Annotated in this window: 10 protein-coding genes, 3 rRNA genes, 1 pseudogene and 1 other annotated feature; of the genes and pseudogenes, 5 read left to right on the top strand and 9 right to left on the bottom strand. The window is 44.5% G+C overall.

The annotated features are described in order from the left end of the window. Positions 1-162 precede the first annotated feature (162 nt). Positions 163-822, top strand: a complete 660-nt coding sequence (locus AAC852_RS09250) for a GntR family transcriptional regulator (protein ID WP_340620781.1) — start codon at positions 163-165, stop codon at positions 820-822. A gap of 75 nt (positions 823-897) precedes the next feature. On the opposite strand, the gene rrf is transcribed toward AAC852_RS09250, so the two are convergent. From rrf to rluD, 6 genes are all read right to left on the bottom strand, one after another. Then, positions 898-1,013, bottom strand: a 5S ribosomal RNA gene (rrf, locus tag AAC852_RS09245). A gap of 111 nt (positions 1,014-1,124) precedes the next feature. Next, positions 1,125-3,877: ribosomal RNA gene (locus AAC852_RS09240) — 23S ribosomal RNA — on the bottom strand. A 403-nt stretch (positions 3,878-4,280) separates the two neighbouring features. Continuing rightward, positions 4,281-5,823 (bottom strand): 16S ribosomal RNA (locus tag AAC852_RS09235). Together the 16S, 23S and 5S rRNA genes form the textbook arrangement of a ribosomal RNA operon. Before the next feature lie 533 nt (positions 5,824-6,356). Beyond that, complete coding sequence (clpB, locus tag AAC852_RS09230) at positions 6,357-8,930, bottom strand: ATP-dependent chaperone ClpB (RefSeq protein WP_340620780.1); 2,574 nt, start codon at positions 8,928-8,930, stop codon at positions 6,357-6,359. A 129-nt stretch (positions 8,931-9,059) separates the two neighbouring features. Beyond that, positions 9,060-9,791, bottom strand: a complete 732-nt coding sequence (yfiH, locus tag AAC852_RS09225) for a purine nucleoside phosphorylase YfiH (protein ID WP_340620779.1) — start codon at positions 9,789-9,791, stop codon at positions 9,060-9,062. A gap of 3 nt (positions 9,792-9,794) precedes the next feature. After that, positions 9,795-10,772 carry a 23S rRNA pseudouridine(1911/1915/1917) synthase RluD gene (gene rluD / locus AAC852_RS09220; protein WP_340620778.1) on the bottom strand — a complete coding sequence of 326 codons (978 nt, stop codon included), beginning with the start codon at positions 10,770-10,772 and terminating at the stop codon, positions 9,795-9,797. Between the two features lie 152 nt (positions 10,773-10,924). Here rluD and bamD point away from each other — a divergent pair, with 152 nt between their 5' ends. The 3 genes from bamD (at position 10,925) to pheA (ending at position 13,863) form a co-directional block, all read left to right on the top strand. After that, positions 10,925-11,656: an outer membrane protein assembly factor BamD gene (bamD, locus tag AAC852_RS09215; protein ID WP_340620957.1), complete on the top strand. Its 732-nt coding sequence runs from the start codon at positions 10,925-10,927 to the stop codon at positions 11,654-11,656. A gap of 315 nt (positions 11,657-11,971) precedes the next feature. Then, on the top strand, positions 11,972-12,304 hold the full coding sequence (raiA, locus tag AAC852_RS09210; RefSeq protein ID WP_340620777.1) for a ribosome-associated translation inhibitor RaiA: 333 nt from the start codon (positions 11,972-11,974) through the stop codon (positions 12,302-12,304). Between the two features lie 192 nt (positions 12,305-12,496). Continuing rightward, positions 12,497-12,618, top strand: a sequence feature (Phe leader region). A gap of 90 nt (positions 12,619-12,708) precedes the next feature. Next, positions 12,709-13,863, top strand: coding sequence for a bifunctional chorismate mutase/prephenate dehydratase (gene pheA, locus AAC852_RS09205; protein WP_340620776.1), 1,155 nt, complete (start codon positions 12,709-12,711; stop codon positions 13,861-13,863). 51 nt (positions 13,864-13,914) lie between these two features. Here the strand turns inward: pheA and tyrA are convergent, their stop codons facing one another. Next, positions 13,915-15,036: a bifunctional chorismate mutase/prephenate dehydrogenase gene (tyrA, locus tag AAC852_RS09200; protein ID WP_340620775.1), complete on the bottom strand. Its 1,122-nt coding sequence runs from the start codon at positions 15,034-15,036 to the stop codon at positions 13,915-13,917. 5 nt (positions 15,037-15,041) lie between these two features. Continuing rightward, positions 15,042-16,136 carry a 3-deoxy-7-phosphoheptulonate synthase gene (locus tag AAC852_RS09195; RefSeq protein ID WP_340620774.1) on the bottom strand — a complete coding sequence of 365 codons (1,095 nt, stop codon included), beginning with the start codon at positions 16,134-16,136 and terminating at the stop codon, positions 15,042-15,044. Between the two features lie 500 nt (positions 16,137-16,636). Between AAC852_RS09195 and AAC852_RS09190 the strand changes: the two genes are divergently transcribed. Further along, positions 16,637-17,980 carry an anaerobic C4-dicarboxylate transporter gene (locus tag AAC852_RS09190; RefSeq protein ID WP_340620773.1) on the top strand — a complete coding sequence of 448 codons (1,344 nt, stop codon included), beginning with the start codon at positions 16,637-16,639 and terminating at the stop codon, positions 17,978-17,980. Between the two features lie 125 nt (positions 17,981-18,105). On the opposite strand, the pseudogene AAC852_RS09185 reads toward AAC852_RS09190, so the two are convergent. Continuing rightward, positions 18,106-19,151, bottom strand: a pseudogene (locus tag AAC852_RS09185) (IS4 family transposase); the annotation flags it as partial.

Below are 19,151 nucleotides of genomic sequence, written 5' to 3'. Positions count from 1 at the left end.
AGGTAAACAATATTGAAATACACAATCTTAGGATTAGGATGAAAAGAATAATGTTATGTTATTTTAGGCAAATAATCGTAACTTGCTGGTTATTCAAGAATATGTGAAGATTAACTTTTGAACACCAAAGGCACTTTTCTCAGCGATACCCAATGGATAACTATGAAAAGAGAGAGTTCTCCTCAAATTTTGAGTAAGAAAATTGCAGAAATCATAAGAAATAAACTGGTTATCGGAGAATTATTACCCGGACAACGTTTATCAGAAGCAATCCTAAGTGAACAACTTGAAATTTCACGCAATACTTTACGGGAAGTATTCCGCACTCTTACTCAAGAAGGGTTATTAAAACATCAACCCAATCGTGGTGTGTTTGTAGCAACACCTGATATTGCGTCAATTATTGATATCTATCGAGTCAGGAAACTGATTGAATGCCAAGCACTTGCACAAGCATACCCTATGCATCCTGCTGTTACCAAAATGCGGGAAGCAGTAGCAAATGCCCAGCAATGTCAAAACCAGCAAGATTGGGTCAGAGTTGGTACTGCCAATATGCGTTTCCATGCTGCTATCGTAGAACTAACCGACAGTGAAAGATTAATAACATTCTACCGCAATATTTCGGCAGAACTTCGTTTAGCTTTTGGCCTTTTGAATGAACCAGAACTGTTATACGCTCCTTATGTCGATAAGAATGCATATATTCTAGAGCTTCTGGATTCAGGTCAGACAGAACTAGCAGCGCAGAAAATGGAAGTTTATCTGGATTTATCAGAAAGAACCGTACTGGCTGCTTATTCTCGCAAAAATAACGGATAAGAACTGAAAAAATAAACGATTATCCCAAACGCAAAAAAGCCATCCGGTTAAGGATGGCTTCTCTGTCAAATTGATGTCTGGCAGTGCCCTACTCTCGCATGGGGAGACCCCACACTACCATCGGCGCAACGGCGTTTCACTGCTGAGTTCGGCATGGGGTCAGGTGGGACCACCGCGCTATTGCCGCCAGACAAATCCTGTGTTCAATCCCGAACAAGCTGACGCCCCGTTTCAGGGCGCTCTTTTATCTGAAACCTGCGCTTTCTTCTCTCTCAAAACCCGCAAAACCCCTTCGGTGTTGTCAGGTTAAGCCGCACGGTACATTAGTACTGGTTAGCTCAACGTCTCGCAACGCTTACACACCCAGCCTATCCACGTCCTGGTCTCGGACGGCCCTTCAGTATCCTCAAGGGATAAGGGAAGACTCATCTCAAGGCAAGTTTCCCGCTTAGATGCTTTCAGCGGTTATCTCTTCCGCACTTAGCTACCGGGCAGTGCCATTGGCATGACAACCCGGACACCAGTGGTGCGTCCACTCCGGTCCTCTCGTACTAGGAGCAGCCCCTTTCAATCTTCCAGCGCCCACGGCAGATAGGGACCGAACTGTCTCACGACGTTCTAAACCCAGCTCGCGTACCACTTTAAATGGCGAACAGCCATACCCTTGGGACCTACTTCAGCCCCAGGATGTGATGAGCCGACATCGAGGTGCCAAACACCGCCGTCGATATGAACTCTTGGGCGGTATCAGCCTGTTATCCCCGGAGTACCTTTTATCCGTTGAGCGATGGCCCTTCCATACAGAACCACCGGATCACTAAGACCTACTTTCGTACCTGCTCGCGCCGTCACGCTCGCAGTCAAGCCAGCTTATGCCTTTGCACTAACCTCACGATGTCCGACCGTGATTAGCTGACCTTCGTGCTCCTCCGTTACGCTTTGGGAGGAGACCGCCCCAGTCAAACTACCCACCAGACACTGTCCGCAACCCGGATAACGGGCCGGCGTTAGAACATCAAACATTCAAGGGTGGTATTTCAAGGATGGCTCCGTGCAGACTGGCGTCCACACTTCACTGCCTCCCACCTATCCTACACATCAAGGCTCCATGTTCAGTGTCAAGCTATAGTAAAGGTTCACGGGGTCTTTCCGTCTTGCCGCGGGTACACTGCATCTTCACAGCGAGTTCAATTTCACTGAGTCTCGGGTGGAGACAGCCTGGCCATCATTACGCCATTCGTGCAGGTCGGAACTTACCCGACAAGGAATTTCGCTACCTTAGGACCGTTATAGTTACGGCCGCCGTTTACTGGGGCTTCGATCAAGAGCGTCTCCTTACGGATAACCCCATCAATTAACCTTCCAGCACCGGGCAGGCGTCACACCGTATACGTCCACTTTCGTGTTTGCACAGTGCTGTGTTTTTATTAAACAGTTGCAGCCAGCTGGTATCTGCGGCTGGCTTTGGCTCCGGGCGCCTGTCCCTTCACCTAATGCCAGCGTGCCTTCTCCCGAAGTTACGGCACCATTTTGCCTAGTTCCTTCACCCGAGTTCTCTCAAGCGCCTGAGTATTCTCTACCTGACCACCTGTGTCGGTTTGGGGTACGATTCACTGTTACCTGATGCTTAGAGGCTTTTCCTGGAAGCCGGGCATCTGTCACTTCAGCACCGTAGTGCCTCGTCATCACGCCTCAGTGTTACAGATAACCGGATTTGCCAGGTTATCCCACCTACACGCTTAAACCGGGACGACCGTCGCCCGGATGACATAGCCTTCTCCGTCCCCCCTTCGCAGTAACACCGAGTACAGGAATATTAACCTGTTGCCCATCGACTACGCTGTTCAGCCTCGCCTTAGGGGTCGACTCACCCTGCCCCGATTAACGTTGGACAGGAACCCTTGGTCTTCCGGCGAGCGGGTTTTTCACCCGCTTTATCGTTACTTATGTCAGCATTCGCACTTCTGATACCTCCAGCAAACCTCACGGTTCACCTTCAGCGGCTTACAGAACGCTCCCCTACCCAGCAACATTAATATGTCGCTGCCGCAGCTTCGGTGCCTGGTTTAGCCCCGTTACATCTTCCGCGCAGGCCGACTCGACCAGTGAGCTATTACGCTTTCTTTAAATGATGGCTGCTTCTAAGCCAACATCCTGGCTGTCTGAGCCTTCCCACTTCGTTTCCCACTTAACCAGGACTTGGGGACCTTAGCTGGCGGTCTGGGTTGTTTCCCTCTTCACGACGGACGTTAGCACCCGCCGTGTGTCTCCCGTGATAACATTCTCCGGTATTCGCAGTTTGCATCGGGTTGGTAAGTCGGGATGACCCCCTAGCCGAAACAGTGCTCTACCCCCGGAGATGAGTTCACGAGGCGCTACCTAAATAGCTTTCGGGGAGAACCAGCTATCTCCCGGTTTGATTGGCCTTTCACCCCCAGCCACAAGTCATCCGCTAATTTTTCAACATTAGTCGGTTCGGTCCTCCAGTTAGTGTTACCCAACCTTCAACCTGCCCATGGCTAGATCACCGGGTTTCGGGTCTATACCCTGCAACTTCGCGCCCCGTTAAGACTCGGTTTCCCTGCGGCTCCCCTAAACGGTTAACCTTGCTACAGAATATAAGTCGCTGACCCATTATACAAAAGGTACGCAGTCACACCCGAAGGTGCTCCCACTGCTTGTACGTACACGGTTTCAGGTTCTCTTTCACTCCCCTCGCCGGGGTTCTTTTCGCCTTTCCCTCACGGTACTGGTTCACTATCGGTCAGTCAGGAGTATTTAGCCTTGGAGGATGGTCCCCCCCTGTTCAGACAGGATACCACGTGTCCCGCCCTACTCGTCGAGCTCACACTGCCAGCGTCTTCGGATACGGGGCTGTCACCCTTTACTGCCGGCCTTTCCAGACCGTTCTCCTGACGCTGACACTGCTGATCGCTCTGGGCTCCTCCCCGTTCGCTCGCCGCTACTGGGGGAATCTCGGTTGATTTCTTTTCCTCGGGGTACTGAGATGTTTCAGCTGCCTAGGCATCCACCGTGTACGCTTAGTCGCTTAACCTCACAACCCGAAGAAGTCTTCGGACTGGAGTTTTGAGAGACTCCTCAATAGTTGTCATTTGACATCTACTGAGTGTTTCAAATTTTCAGCTTGTTCCAGATTGTTAAAGAGCTGGTATTGCTAAACCGGCTTTCAAGCCCGCTTTCTGAACAATACCGTTGCTGGCGCCGCGGGATCACCCGGCGCCTGAGTGCAAAGTGGCGTCCCCTAGGGGATTCTATAGCCCCATTTATCACGTTACCGGCTTGCCGCCAAAAAAAAATTGGCCTGAGTCCTAGGACTGAGGCTCTAGACGAAGGGGACTTCAGGGGTGCGCTTAACCACCTGAGCTACAAGCCTGCCGATACGTCTCTTTCATTCATCAGACAATCTGTGTGAACACTCACAGTTCACCCTCATAGGTTAAGGAGGTGATCCAACCGCAGGTTCCCCTACGGTTACCTTGTTACGACTTCACCCCAGTCATGAATCACAAAGTGGTCAGCGCCCTCCCGCAGGTTAAGCTACCGACTTCTTTTGCCACCCACTCCCATGGTGTGACGGGCGGTGTGTACAAGGCCCGGGAACGTATTCACCGTAGCATGCTGATCTACGATTACTAGCGATTCCGACTTCATGGAGTCGAGTTGCAGACTCCAATCCGGACTACGACAGACTTTATGAGGTCCGCTTGCTCTCGCGAGGTCGCTTCTCTTTGTATCCGCCATTGTAGCACGTGTGTAGCCCTACTCGTCAGGGCCATGATGACTTGACGTCATCCCCACCTTCCTCCGGTTTATCACCGGCAGTCTCCCTTGAGTTCCCACCCTAACGTGCTGGCAACAAAGGATAAGGGTTGCGCTCGTTGCGGGACTTAACCCAACATTTCACAACACGAGCTGACGACAGCCATGCAGCACCTGTCTCAGCGCTCCCGAAGGCACGCCTCTGTCTCCAAAGGCTTCGCTGGATGTCAAGAGTAGGTAAGGTTCTTCGCGTTGCATCGAATTAAACCACATGCTCCACCGCTTGTGCGGGCCCCCGTCAATTCATTTGAGTTTTAATCTTGCGACCGTACTCCCCAGGCGGTCGATTTAACGCGTTAGCTCCGGAAGCCACACCTCAGGGGCACAGCCTCCAAATCGACATCGTTTACGGCGTGGACTACCAGGGTATCTAATCCTGTTTGCTCCCCACGCTTTCGCACCTGAGCGTCAGTCTTCGTCCAGGGGGCCGCCTTCGCCACCGGTATTCCTCCACATCTCTACGCATTTCACCGCTACACGTGGAATTCTACCCCCCTCTACGAGACTCTAGCCCACCAGTCTTAGATGCCATTCCCAGGTTAAGCCCGGGGATTTCACATCTAACTTAATGGACCGCCTGCGTGCGCTTTACGCCCAGTAATTCCGATTAACGCTTGCACCCTCCGTATTACCGCGGCTGCTGGCACGGAGTTAGCCGGTGCTTCTTCTGCGGGTAACGTCAATCGCAAAGTGTATTCAACTTCACGCCTTCCTCCCCGCTGAAAGTACTTTACAACCCGAAGGCCTTCTTCATACACGCGGCATGGCTGCATCAGGCTGCCGCCCATTGTGCAATATTCCCCACTGCTGCCTCCCGTAGGAGTCTGGGCCGTGTCTCAGTCCCAGTGTGGCTGGTCATCCTCTCAGACCAGCTAGGGATCGTCGCCTAGGTGAGCCCTTACCCCACCTACTAGCTAATCCCATCTGGGTTCATCCGATGGCGTGAGGCCCGAAGGTCCCCCACTTTGCTCCCCAGAGGTTATGCGGTATTAGCCACCGTTTCCAGTGGTTATCCCCCTCCATCGGGCAGATCCCCAGACATTACTCACCCGTCCGCCGCTCGCCGGCAGGAAAGCACGCTTTCCCCCGCTGCCGCCCGACTTGCATGTGTTAGGCCTGCCGCCAGCGTTCAATCTGAGCCATGATCAAACTCTTCAATTCAAAGTTTGCTGCTCAAAGAATTAAACTGTTAGTTCGTAATGAATTAACTGTTCAGTCACTCTTCAAGACTTAATCTTTTTGCCTTTCGGCTTTCGACGGTGTCTTGCGAGTGCCCACACAGATTGTCTGATTAATTTGTTAAAGAGCATGGGCAGAAGTTATCTCTCTTCTTGCCTGAGGTGGTGTATCTTACGCCTTCCTCTCAGCGTGTCAAGCCTTTATTTTCGTGGCTTTCAGCTCTTGTCACGTTGATTCATTTGTGTGTTCATCGTGACAACGGAGGCGCATTATAGGGACTTTTATGATAGTGGCAACAGTTATTTTAAAAAAAATAACTCAATCGACCATTTATTACTCAAAACAAGCCTTTTAGATAAGTTTTTGACCTAACAAACGAAAAAAGAGGTGATTTTTTCACCTCTTTTTTCATATTTGTAAGATTTTTTATATTGCTTAACGACTTTACTACTCAACAATTGTCTATAAAAATAACTACCTATAGAACATCACAAAGCGAATTGAGTAAAAAAATATTATTGTCTTGCAATAATATGATCATTTTCCAAATCTAATGTGACCAATTTACCTGGCATCAATTTCCCTGAAAGGATCTGCTGAGCCAGCGGATTTTCAATCTCTTGCTGGATAGCCCGTTTTAATGGGCGCGCTCCATATACCGGATCAAAACCAGCGTCACTCAGTTTTTCCAAAGCTGATAGAGTCATTGTGACTTGATAGCCACGTTCTTCCAAACGTTTATATAGACGCTGTAATTGGATATTCGCAATAGATTTCAAATGTTCTTTTCCTAGTGGATGGAATACAACAACTTCATCAACTCGGTTAATGAACTCAGGTCTAAAATGGCGACCAACTATCTCCATCACCATATCTTTCATTCCTACATAATCCAGTGCACCAAAATGCTCCTGAATCATGTCTGAACCTAAGTTAGAGGTCATAATTACAACGGTATTACGAAAATCTACTGTTCTTCCTTGACCATCAGTCAAGCGACCATCATCCAAGACTTGTAACAAGATATTGAAAACATCTGGATGAGCTTTTTCAACTTCATCTAATAAAATGACAGAGTAAGGACGACGGCGCACTGCTTCTGTCAGATATCCCCCTTCTTCATACCCAACATACCCAGGAGGAGCACCCACTAATCTTGAAACGGCATGCTTTTCCATAAATTCAGACATGTCGATACGTACCATTGCATCGTCACTATCAAACAGGAAATTAGCCAACGCCTTACACAACTCAGTTTTACCAACCCCTGTTGGCCCTAAGAACATGAAAGAACCTATCGGGCGGTTTGGATCAGATAGACCAGCACGGCTACGTCGAATTGCATTCGACACAGCATCAACGGCCTCATTTTGCCCAATGACACGTTTGTGTAATTCATGTTCCATGCGCAATAACTTATCTTTTTCACTTTCCAACATCCTGGATACAGGGATTCCCGTCCAGCGAGCAAGAATTTCAGCAATTTCAGTATCAGTAACTTTATTACGCAGCAATCTCATTGGATGACTTTCTGCTGTGGTCGCAGCAGTAAGAAGTTTTTCCAATTCGGGAATTTTTCCGTACTGAATTTCTGACATTTTTGCCAAGTCACCGCTACGACGGGCTTTTTCTAACTCAATACGTGCATTTTCTAATTCAGCCTTGATGTTTTGAGTACCGGTAAGCTCGGCTTTTTCTGCTTTCCACTCTTCTTCCAGCTCAGAATATTCTCGTTCTTTTTCCGCCAGCTCTTCATTCAACATATCCAAACGCTTTCTACTGGCATCATCCGATTCTTTTTTTAAAGCCTGCTGCTCAAGTTTTAACTGAATAATTCGACGTTCCAGACGATCTAATGCCTCTGGCTTAGAATCCATCTGCATACGCAGACTGGCTCCAGCTTCATCAATTAAGTCAATCGCTTTGTCAGGTAACATACGATCAGAAATATAACGATGAGATAATGTCGCCGCAGCAACAATTGCTGGATCAGTTATTTGAACATGGTGGTGCAACTCATAACGCTCTTTAAGGCCACGTAAAATAGCAATAGTGTCCTCAACAGTAGGCTCCGCAACATAAACTTTCTGGAAGCGGCGTTCTAAAGCTGCATCTTTCTCAATGTACTGACGATATTCATCTAATGTTGTCGCACCAACACAGTGCAATTCCCCTCGTGCCAGTGCGGGTTTCAGCATGTTGCCAGCGTCCATAGCACCATCAGCTTTACCTGCACCTACCATCGTATGTAATTCATCAATGAACAGAATGACCGAACCTTCCTGTTTAGCGAGATCATTCAAAACACCTTTCAAACGCTCTTCAAATTCGCCACGATATTTAGCCCCCGCCAACAATGCTCCCATATCAAGAGACAGTACACGTTTGTTTTTCAGTCCTTCAGGAACTTCACCATTAACAATACGTTGTGCCAACCCTTCAACGATAGCTGTTTTCCCAACCCCAGGTTCACCGATCAGCACAGGATTATTCTTGGTTCGACGTTGTAATACCTGAATTGTTCGACGAATCTCTTCGTCACGTCCTATCACGGGATCTAACTTACCTTGTTCAGCCCGTTCAGTTAGATCAATTGTGTATTTTTTCAGTGCCTGACGTTGATCTTCGGCACCTTGGTCATTGACTTTTTCACCACCACGTATCTTTTCTATGGCCTTAGTGATTTTATCTTTAGTTGCTCCCGCGGCTTTCAATATGTCACTTAATGTGCCACGCTCTTCTAACGCTGCAAGAACAAAGAGTTCAGAAGAAATAAAATTATCACCTGCTTTTTGAGCAAGCTTGTCGCACAGATTTAAATAACGTCCTAACTCATTAGATAGTTGCACATCACCGCCACTACCTTCCACTTTCGGAAATTTATCCAAAGCTAGGTTAAGCCGATCATTCAAGTGACTCGTATCAATCCCTGCGGACATTAATAAAGGACGAACGGAGCCTCCCTCCTGGTTAAGCAATGTGCTCATCAAATGGACAGGTTCAATGAATTGATTATCACGCCCTAATGCGAGAGATTGGGCGTCAGCGAGAGCAAGCTGGAATTTATTAGTAAGACGATCCAGACGCATAACACCTCCAATACTGGTCAGAATTTGCTACTGGAGATTAAATAAGGTCATTCCTTAAATATTCAAGGTATTCTGAAAAGTTAATTGGAGACTTTATGCTATGCACCAAAGATCGTCCTGCGAGATAGGTTATCTCAACCAGATTAAAGTTGCCATACGTCCGGTGATACCATCACGACGATAAGAAAAAAAGTTCTTCTCCTCGGAAACCGTACAAACAGTGCCCCCAAAAACTTCATTTATTCCAATAGACTGCAACTTTAATCTAGCCAGTAAATAGATATTTGCCAAAAATTTAACACCATAAGGTGTAAAGGCTTGTTCCAGATTTGGATTGGTTGCTATAAAGGCATCCATTACCTCACGCCCGACTTCAAATTTTTCAGGGCCAATCGCTGGCCCCAACCATGCACAGATCATGTCAGGTTTTGCACTAAAGTGAGCTACTGTATTTTCCAGCACCCCGGCACATAATCCACGCCAGCCTGCATGAGCTGCTGCAACCTCATCTCCATTACTGGAACAAAAAAGCACAGGCAAGCAATCTGCTGTCATTACAGCACAAACCTGCCCTGCTCTATTTGTGTAAACAGCATCAGCCCGATTGTCTTCCACTAATTGATCATCCAATCTGATGACACGCGTTCCATGTACCTGATTCAACCAGATAGGTTGCTGTGGCAGATGAGCATATTCAACCAAGAGTTCTCTGTTCTTCTCTACACATTCAGGGTCATCCCCAACGTGGCCACCCAAATTCAGTCCATCATAAGGGGGCAGGCTGATACCTCCCGTCCGGGTTGTACTACATGCACAAACGCTTTCAGGTTGTGCCCAGTCAGGAAATATTAGTGGTGCCATTGCCTACCAATCCATCTCGTCTTTGAAAGTTTCAGCATCTACCTTCATTACATCAATAAGTCTAACCATGTCATCCGGTAACGCTGCGTGCCATTCCATTTCAATACCTGTTATTGGATGATAAAGACGTAGCATAGTGGCATGCAATGCTTGACGATCAAAGTTGCGCATCACTTCGCGAAATTCTTCAGAAGCCCCTTTCAGAGGACGAGGCCGACCGCCATATAGCGGGTCACCAACCAGTGGATGTTTAATATGGGTCATATGCACACGGATTTGGTGTGTTCTGCCTGTCTCCAGACGCAAGCGCAAACGGGTATGTGCCCGGAAATGCTCCATGATTCGGTAGTGAGTCACCGCTGGTTTGCCCATTGGATGAACAGCCATATGCGTCCGTTTTGTTGGGTGACGGGATATCGGTTCCTCCACTATTCCACCCGCAGTCATATGTCCCAAAGCGATAGCTTCGTATTCACGGGTAATTTCACGCAATTGCAGAGATTCCACTAAACGAGTCTGCGCTGGTACTGTTTTTGCGACAACCATCAGACCCGTAGTATCTTTATCAAGGCGATGCACGATGCCAGCACGGGGAACATCTGCAATTTCAGGATAACGATATAGCAGAGCATTCAATATTGTGCCATCAGGGTTCCCAGCACCAGGATGTACAACCAAGTCACGTGGTTTATTAATCACCAGAATATCGTCATCTTCATAGACAACATTCAGTTCAATATTTTGTGGCTCCCAACGAGTATCCTCTTCAATAATAGCATCAATGGAAATTTCTTCGCCGCCCAGTACTTTTTCTTTTGGCTTATTAATCAATTTGCCATTAACCTGAACTCTGTCATGCAAAATCCACTCTTTTATCCGTGATCTTGAATAATCAGGGAACAATTCAGCCAGAGCTTGATCTAAACGTTGACCAAGCTGAGATTCAGCGACTGTTGTATTAAGTCGTATTTGTTGTGCCATATATAATTTCTATATTTTACGTTGAGTTTTGACGGCGAGGCCGTTTCATTTAAAATAGTATGCTATTGTAACTCTATCTTTTGCCGGGAGCTTCACGGATAATCCTTCGCGGATAGTCTCCCAGAAAACAATCAGAGGGTAATCAACACGTGATGATTCGCATGAAATATCTGGTGGCTTCGGCCACATTGAGCCTAGTTTTATCTGGATGCTCCAGCAACAAAGAGACTGTTCCTGATATCCCGCCATCTCAAATTTATTCAAATGGGCAGGAAAAACTACAAAACGGTAACTATAAATTGGCTATTAAGCAATTGGAATCCCTTGATAACCGATATCCTTTCGGGCCGTATTCTCAACAGGTTCAGCTTGACTTGATCTATTCTTATTATAAATCAGCGGAATTTCCTCTAGCGCTTGCATCTGCTGAACGTTTCATGCGTCTGAATCCAACCCATCCTAATATCGACTACGTACTATATATGCGGGCTCTGGTGTTACAAGCGATGGATGATAATCTCTTGCAGGATTTTTTGGGGATTGACCGTTCAGACCGTGATCCTGAAAATGCGCGGGCGGCTTTCCGCGATTTCAAACAGTTAGTGCGCTACTATCCTAACAGTCAATATGCTGCAGATGCTTATAAGCGTTTAATTTTCCTCAAAGAGCGTTTAGCTAAACATGAGCTTGCAGTTGTGCAATATTATACTAAACGCGGTGCTTATGTGGCAGTTGTCAATCGTGCAGAACAAATGTTACGTGATTATCCCGATGCTCATTCAACCAGAGAATCGCTGCCTTACATGGAGAAAGCATATAAAGCATTAGGGCTGAAAACCGAAGCAGATAAAGTCGCAGCATTAATTGCAGCTAATCCGGTATAGAGTTTCAAAAAAACATCAAATAACAAAAACAGCAGTTAGCAGTTATATGTATAGCTGCTGTTTTTTAGCATCATTACCCAATGAAACCAATTTAAATTCTGGAATTGTTAACTGAGTTGATAATACCATAACTAATCGATAATGACGCATAACGCTTCTCTTAGCAACAAGTATTACCCATATCTTCACGGTGAATCACAGTTTCATCAATCCACTTCTAAATCGACTAATAAAAGTGATTTAGATCATTCTTTTTCCGCAAAAGAGCGTTATGCTGAAACTATCGAAGACGGAGTAACATAAAGAGGTAACTATATGTTAGTAAACATTACCAGCAAACAAATGGAAATTACCCCCGCAATTCGTAGCCATGTAGAAGACCGTCTAAACAAGTTGAATAAATGGCAAGTTAATCTAATCAATCCACATATTGTACTTTCAAAAGAACCCCAAGGATTCTTGGTTGATGCCACAATCGGCACACCAAATGGTACATTAGTTGCCAGTGCCAAACATGAAGATATGTATGCAGCTATTAATGAGTTGCTGACAAAATTAGAACGCCAACTTAATAAAGTTCAGCATAAAGGAGAAGCTCGACGAGCAGATCATAGTGTGAAAGAGTCCAATCTTAATTTAGAGATGTAACTACCATTTTTTCTTAGCGCGCTCAATGAGCGCGTTTTTACTGACTTTATCCCTCTTCAATGCCCAATGAGTTTCAAGATATAACTCATAAAACTGCAACTTAAAAAAACAACGGGTATGTTGACATACCTCACCAAATAGGTTAATTAAAGAACATTATTCACTTTGCAAAAATAAGATACATACAGACGATATGCTTGCTACCTTGTTCTTCTCCTTTTTCTTTTTTGCCTTCCCATAAGGAGGTTTTTCGTTTTAAAAATAAAAAGAAGACGAACAGAAAAACCTCCCTATCGATGGGAGGTTTTTTATTTTATAGGCCACAACTTATATACCCAATAGACTTAATTCTATAATTTGAAAGATAAAAATTATTTCTATAATAAAAATGTCAGGAATATACTATGGAACGAGATTTAATTTACCTTCGTCAAGAAATTAGCGATATTGATGCAAATTTACTGGATCTACTCGCAAGACGCCGACAATTGGCCAGTGACATTGCACAAACCAAACTTCTCGATCATCGCCCGATACGAGATAAAAACCGGGAACGGGAACTACTGGATGTGTTAATCAATAAAGGTAAATCTCGAGGGTTAGACGGATTTTATATTACCCGCTTGTTCCAAATGATCATTGAAGATTCTGTACTAACACAACAAGCATTGTTACAACAGCATCTGAACCAAACACCTTATGATACCGCCCGGATTACCTTTCTTGGTCCCAGAGGCTCTTATTCTCACCTTGCCGCTCGCCAATTTTCAGCACGCCATTTCAATCAATTAATTGAATGTAGCTGCCACAAATTTGCAGACATCTTTTCATTAGTGGAACTTGGTCAAGCGGATTACGGTATTCTGCCTCTCGAAAATACCAGTACCGGAGCAATCAATGATGTGTATGATCTATTACAGTACACCCCATTGTCTCTGGTCGGGGAGATCACTTTGCCTATCAACCACTGTTTACTGGTTGCCCAAAAAAGTGATACTTCGAAAATAAAAACGGTATACAGCCATTCCCAACCTTTCCAACAATGCAGCCAATACCTCAATCAATTTCCAGACTGGAATATCGTCTATTGTGAAAGTACAGCTACTGCTATGCAGAAAGTAACCGAATTGAATTCCCCAGAAGTAGCAGCATTGGGAAGTGAAGCCGGAGGAGCGCTTTATGGTCTACAGGTTTTAGAAAATAATCTGGCAAACCAACAAAACAACAGCACTCGGTTTATTGTTATCGCCCAAAAGCCTATTGAAGTATCAGATCAGGTTCCTGCTAAAACAACTTTTATCATGTACACAAGACAACAGGCAGGAGCTCTGGTCGATGCACTCATTATCTTAAAAAAACACGATATTATTATGAGTAAATTGGAGTCACGCCCAATAAGCGGTAAGCCGTGGGAAGAGATGTTTTATATTGATGTTCAGGCCAATTTGCGTTCTATGGAAATGCAACAAGCGCTTAAGGAACTATCTGAAATTACTCGCTTCTTGAAAGTATTGGGGTGCTATCCCTCAGAAAACGTGATCCCAATAAATCCATTCTAAGATAGAAAACCGGGTGGCAACATCCGGTCTCCTTTCTCTATATTCAAGCTATTATACTCGGCTATCATTGGCTTGTTGTAAAAGCGTTCTACTTTCTTTCATAAATCGAATGGCCTCATCACCAAACCATTCACTTACTTGATTAAAACTCGTAATAAATGCTGTTTTGTCCTTATTCTCCAATAATTCCAAGGCTTGCCCGAAGCTCTGGTGATAACGACGTATCACCTCAATATTTTCAGGACTGGACATAATAATATCAGCATATAATTGCGGATCTTGCGCAAATAACCGTCCAACCATGGCGAGTTCCAACCGATAAATAGGTGAAGACAGTGATAATAATTGCTGCAAGTCGATCTTTTCTTGTACAAGATGTCGGCCATAAGAAAACGTCGTGAAGTGACGTAATGCTTGAATAAAACTCATATTTTTATCATGCTGTTCCGCACTGATTTTATGTAATCGTGCACCCCACACCGATATTTGTTCCAAAAACCATTGATATGATTCTGGTTGGCATCCATCACAGTAAACAACAACCTGTTTAGCAAAACTTCCCACATCAGGCCCAAACATCGGGTGTAATCCCAAAACTGGTCCTTTATGCACATCAAGCATAGCCTGAAGGGGTTTCCGTTTAATAGAAGCCAAATCTACCAAGATACATTGTTTTGGCAAGGGTGGTAAACGGTGGATAATCGCTTCAGTTAAATGGATTGGTACGCTGATGATGACCATACCAGCATCAACTAATATATGATCAGCCTGATCCCAATCATCTGCCTCAAGGATCCGAACCTCATAACCAGACAAGGTCAGCAAGCGATTGAATAACCTTCCCATCTTCCCAGAACCACCAACAATAACGATAGGCCCCATTTGAAGGTTGAGCTTTTTAAATCCCTTATCATTTTCACTGGCATAGGATTCCCGCATAATACGGCGCAGAATATCTTCAATTAAGTCTGGAGAGATCCCCAATGTTTCTGCTTCTTGACGGCGAGAAGCCAACATGCTTGCCTCCCGTTCAGGTGCATAAATCGGCAAGCCAAGTTGACTCTTAATTTCTCCCACTTCCGCTACCAGAGCCATGCGCTTAGCCAGTAAGCTCAATAGAGCCTTATCTACCTCATCAATTTGCTCCCGCAATTGAGATAATTCTGCTGCCATATCAATTATCCTGCCTGTTGCATCATTATGTTACGTTTTGATAAGTGAGGTTTGATTTGCCGATGTAACTTTCTTAATAACTGTTCAGTCATTTGCCAACTGATACAAGCATCAGTTACTGAAACCCCATATCGCATTTCAGAACGAGGTAATTCTGAAGACTGATTCCCTTCATTAATATGGCTTTCCAACATAATACCAATAATGGATTGATTTCCAGCCATAATCTGCTCAGCAACAGAATCAACCACGACGCTTTGGCGGCGAAAATCTTTATTAGAATTCCCATGACTACAATCAATCATCAGTGATGGCACCAACCCCGCCTCAATCATCTGATTTTCACATTCACATACATGTTCAGGGCTGTAATTAGGTTCTACCCCACCACGCAAGATTACATGGCCGTTCGGATTACCCTGAGTTTGTAGCAGACAAACTTGGCCTGACTGATTTATTCCCATAAAGCGATGTGGCATAGCTGCGGCTTTCATGGCGTTAATGGCCGTATTTAAATTACCGTCAGTGCCATTTTTAAAACCTACTGATACAGATAACCCTGAGGCCATCTCACGATGAGTCTGGGATTCTGTTGTTCTTGCTCCGATTGCTGACCAGCTAAAAAGATCGCCCAAATATTGAGGGTTATTAGGATCAAGCGCTTCATTTGCCAATGGCAATCCCATTTCTACTAAGTTCAGTAATAAACGGCGGGCGATATGTAACCCGGCATCCATATCAAACGATCCATCCATATAAGGATCACTAATTAAACCTTTCCAACCAACTGTGGTGCGGGGTTTTTCAAAATAGACACGCATAACAATATACAGGCAATCACTTAGTTCGGCAGAAAGTGATTTCAAGCGATGAGCATAATCAAGGGCAGCTTCTACATCATGAATGGAACACGGGCCGCATACTACCAACAAACGGGGATCATTGTGATGGATGATATTAGCAATAGTATTACGTGCGTTTGTAATGGCATGCCTATCGCTGCTACTCAATGGATATTTTTGCTTCAGCTCTTCTGGTGTAATAAGAATCTGTTCATCAAGAATATGAATGTTATTAAGCGCATCTTTTTGCATGATCATTTTTCATACCTGTTTTTGTTTGTCTGTTTAACGTTGGTTTTAATGTTTGGCAAATAACATACCATGCTTCGTAAAGATTACAATCCAATTGTTTATATCTTTTTACGAAAATGTAAAATTAATTTTACACAATATTGATCTCGTAATTAAAATTAATAAATATATTAATAATTTCAATATATTTTAATTTTCACAATAAATATATTAGATAGCATTAATGTTAACAATGAGATCATAAAATTTTATAATATCACTTACAATGGAAATATTTTATTTACCATTCATAATTTATTTATAAGAAAGATAAATTACTTTAAAAATCATATGATAAAAATAAGATCTCAATCCCATTTTTATATTTGGATTTTCATAATATTAATATGTGTTTTTTGTGTTGGTTTGAAACTATAAAACAACACTTATAAAGAATAGTTGAATAACACTGCTTAAAGCGGCTGAATTATCAACTTTTATTTCTTACTCATTTATTAAGGACAGATATGATAACGCTGCAATTTGCCATAATAATTATATGCTTATTGATAGGTACGCGTTATGCGGGCATGGGATTGGGGCTGATCAGTGGTATCGGACTTTTTATACTAACATTTGTTTTTGGATTGGAACCAGGTAAGCCCCCAGTTGACGTGATGCTCACTATTCTTGCAGTTATCGGTTGTGCATCCGTGTTGCAAACTGCCGGTGGGCTAAACGTCATGATGCAATGTGCTGAACGTCTTCTTCGCCGCCATCCGCAGCATATTACTATCCTGGCTCCATTAACGACATGGATGTTAACGTTCCTCTGTGGTACTGGTCATGTAGTCTATACCATGTTTCCGATCATCGGTGATATTGCCTTAAAAAAAAGGATACGCCCTGAACGTCCAATGGCTGTTGCTTCTGTTGCCTCTCAGATGGCAATCACAGCTTCTCCTGTTTCTGTTGCTGTTGTTTCTTTAGTGTCAATTATTGCTGCCAGTCATGGTATTGGACGTTCTTACGGAATCTTAGAAATTCTGGCAGTTTCAATTCCTGCATCACTGACAGGAGTAATACTTGCTGCACTATGGAGTTTGCGTCGTGGCAAAAATTTGGATAAGGATGAAGAATTCCAAGAGAAAATCAAAGATCCCAAACAACGTGAGTTTATCTATGGCAGTTCAGAAACCTTATTAGATCAAGTATTTCCTAAACAAGCGTACAGAGCAACCTGGATCTTCTTCGCCGCAATTGCAGTGGTAGTATTATTTGGTGCATTTACAGAATTACGCCCTTCTTTTGAAATCAAAGGAGAATTAAAACCGCTTTCCATGAATCTGGTCATCCAGATGATGATGCTAATTGCTGGTTCTATTATTTTAATGACATGTAAGGTTAAAACCAGTGAAATCGCCAATAGCGCTGTGTTTAAAGCAGGAATGGTTGCAATCTTCTCGGTCTTTGGTGTGGCATGGATGAGTGATACGTTTTTCCACACCCATTTAGGCGAGCTGAAGCTGGTATTAGAAGATGTCGTACAAGCAAACCCCTGGACTTATGCGTTAGTATTGTTCCTGGTATCAAAGTTGGTTAACAGCCAAGCCGCAGCTTTAACTGCAATCGCGCCAATGGGATTACAACTTGGTGTTGATTCTAAACTTTTAATCGCATTCTTCCCGGCAGCCTACGGCTATTTTGTTTTACCTACCTACCCAAGTGATCTGGCATGTATTGGGTTTGACCGCTCTGGGACAACAAAGATCGGAAAATTTATCATCAATCATAGTTTCCTTGTTCCGGGCTTGATCGGTGTTTGCAGTGCTTGTGCTGTGGGGTATATTTTAGTAAGTACCTTTATGTAATCTGCTCTGTGTGCTCATAACATCAAAAAGTTCACAAAAATATCTTGTTAATTGCGGGCTATTTATTTTTCTGCAAAAAACCGGATAGTAAAAAGGCCGGAAAATTCCCTGTCTCTTGATCACATCTATAGCTCAAGAGACTGTGCAAGCAAGTAACCCTCAAGGAGGGTTTGTAATATGAACCATCCTTCCCATAGCCTTTCCCATCCTACTCAACCATTACGTTTTGAATCGTACCAACCTGCAAGCTTGCCGAGGTTAATATAGGCCCAGTAGAGGCTTGGGGCTTTCTTCGGTGGTTTCGATTTGTTTTGCTTTGACCACAGTAAGTTCCACGCTAGCGGACTCAGGATCATTTCACAGCTCTGCTTTTCTGCTTCCTCTTTATTAAGCCCCAGATAGCGCAATTGATGAAGACGGACTGCAATAAACGCGAGTATCACTACCATGCGTTCTAAATTCTCTTTGCTTTGCATGCGTAACTCTTCAACCTGAGTGCCACCGCTTTTCCACGCTTTGTGAAATTCTTCAATCAGCCACCGTTTTTCGTAGTAATCGAGAATACGCTGGGCATCTTCTTTTGTTTTCACGGGTTCTGAGGTCAGAATGTGCCAGCTCAAGCCATCATGATTTCCCGTTTCTTGACAACCGACATAGTACAGTGGGACGCCGTCACCGGTTTTATTCGCCGGGATTTTTACGGTCACCGCCGCATAACGCACTTCGCAGTGTGCATCACGCGCTTTTCGCCCGCCTTTTTGCCTCACTTGAACCGTTCTCGTATCCGCATACACCAAGGCGCCACTGTAATGATAAAGCTTGTCGCTGCTTTCTTCTATGCAACGGCTTTGCATAGAGCGAACGACAAAGCGCTGATGATTTGAGACCTTATAGGTCAGGTACTCGATAATGTCTGCTTCCCGGTCACAGACCGAGATAACTTTTCGCATGTCAGCACCGAGGCGGGCTTCCATTGCGCGTGAAGCCCGTTCCCATTTATAGCTTTCTTTGTCTTTATAAGCTCTGCTCGCATGATATTGATTTTGCCCGTAAGCCTGAAGGTCTCGGGTCCAACGTGCCTGCTCAATGAGTCCAACGACCTGTTGCTTATCAGGTGCAAAAAGCAGAACGGAATGCGCATGCATCCCTCTGGAATACTTATTGGGGTCAT

Origin of the sequence: Xenorhabdus siamensis, assembly GCF_037996745.1 — a bacterium.
In the GTDB taxonomy this organism is placed as follows: Bacteria; Pseudomonadota; Gammaproteobacteria; order Enterobacterales; family Enterobacteriaceae; genus Xenorhabdus; species Xenorhabdus indica.
Note: the sequence above shows the minus strand (reverse complement) of the source record. Positions and strands in the feature narration are given on the sequence as shown.

Bases quoted from the DNA above. Each gene is read 5' to 3' on its own strand.
- AAC852_RS09250 (WP_340620781.1), top strand. From the start codon at position 163: ATGAAAAGAGAGAGTTCTCCTCAAATTTTGAGTAAGAAAATTGCAGAA.
- clpB (WP_340620780.1), bottom strand. From the start codon at position 8,930: ATGCGTCTGGATCGTCTTACTAATAAATTCCAGCTTGCTCTCGCTGAC.
- yfiH (WP_340620779.1), bottom strand. From the start codon at position 9,791: ATGGCACCACTAATATTTCCTGACTGGGCACAACCTGAAAGCGTTTGT.
- rluD (WP_340620778.1), bottom strand. From the start codon at position 10,772: ATGGCACAACAAATACGACTTAATACAACAGTCGCTGAATCTCAGCTT.
- bamD (WP_340620957.1), top strand. From the start codon at position 10,925: ATGATTCGCATGAAATATCTGGTGGCTTCGGCCACATTGAGCCTAGTT.
- raiA (WP_340620777.1), top strand. From the start codon at position 11,972: ATGTTAGTAAACATTACCAGCAAACAAATGGAAATTACCCCCGCAATT.
- pheA (WP_340620776.1), top strand. From the start codon at position 12,709: ATGGAACGAGATTTAATTTACCTTCGTCAAGAAATTAGCGATATTGAT.
- tyrA (WP_340620775.1), bottom strand. From the start codon at position 15,036: ATGGCAGCAGAATTATCTCAATTGCGGGAGCAAATTGATGAGGTAGAT.
- AAC852_RS09195 (WP_340620774.1), bottom strand. From the start codon at position 16,136: ATGATCATGCAAAAAGATGCGCTTAATAACATTCATATTCTTGATGAA.
- AAC852_RS09190 (WP_340620773.1), top strand. From the start codon at position 16,637: ATGATAACGCTGCAATTTGCCATAATAATTATATGCTTATTGATAGGT.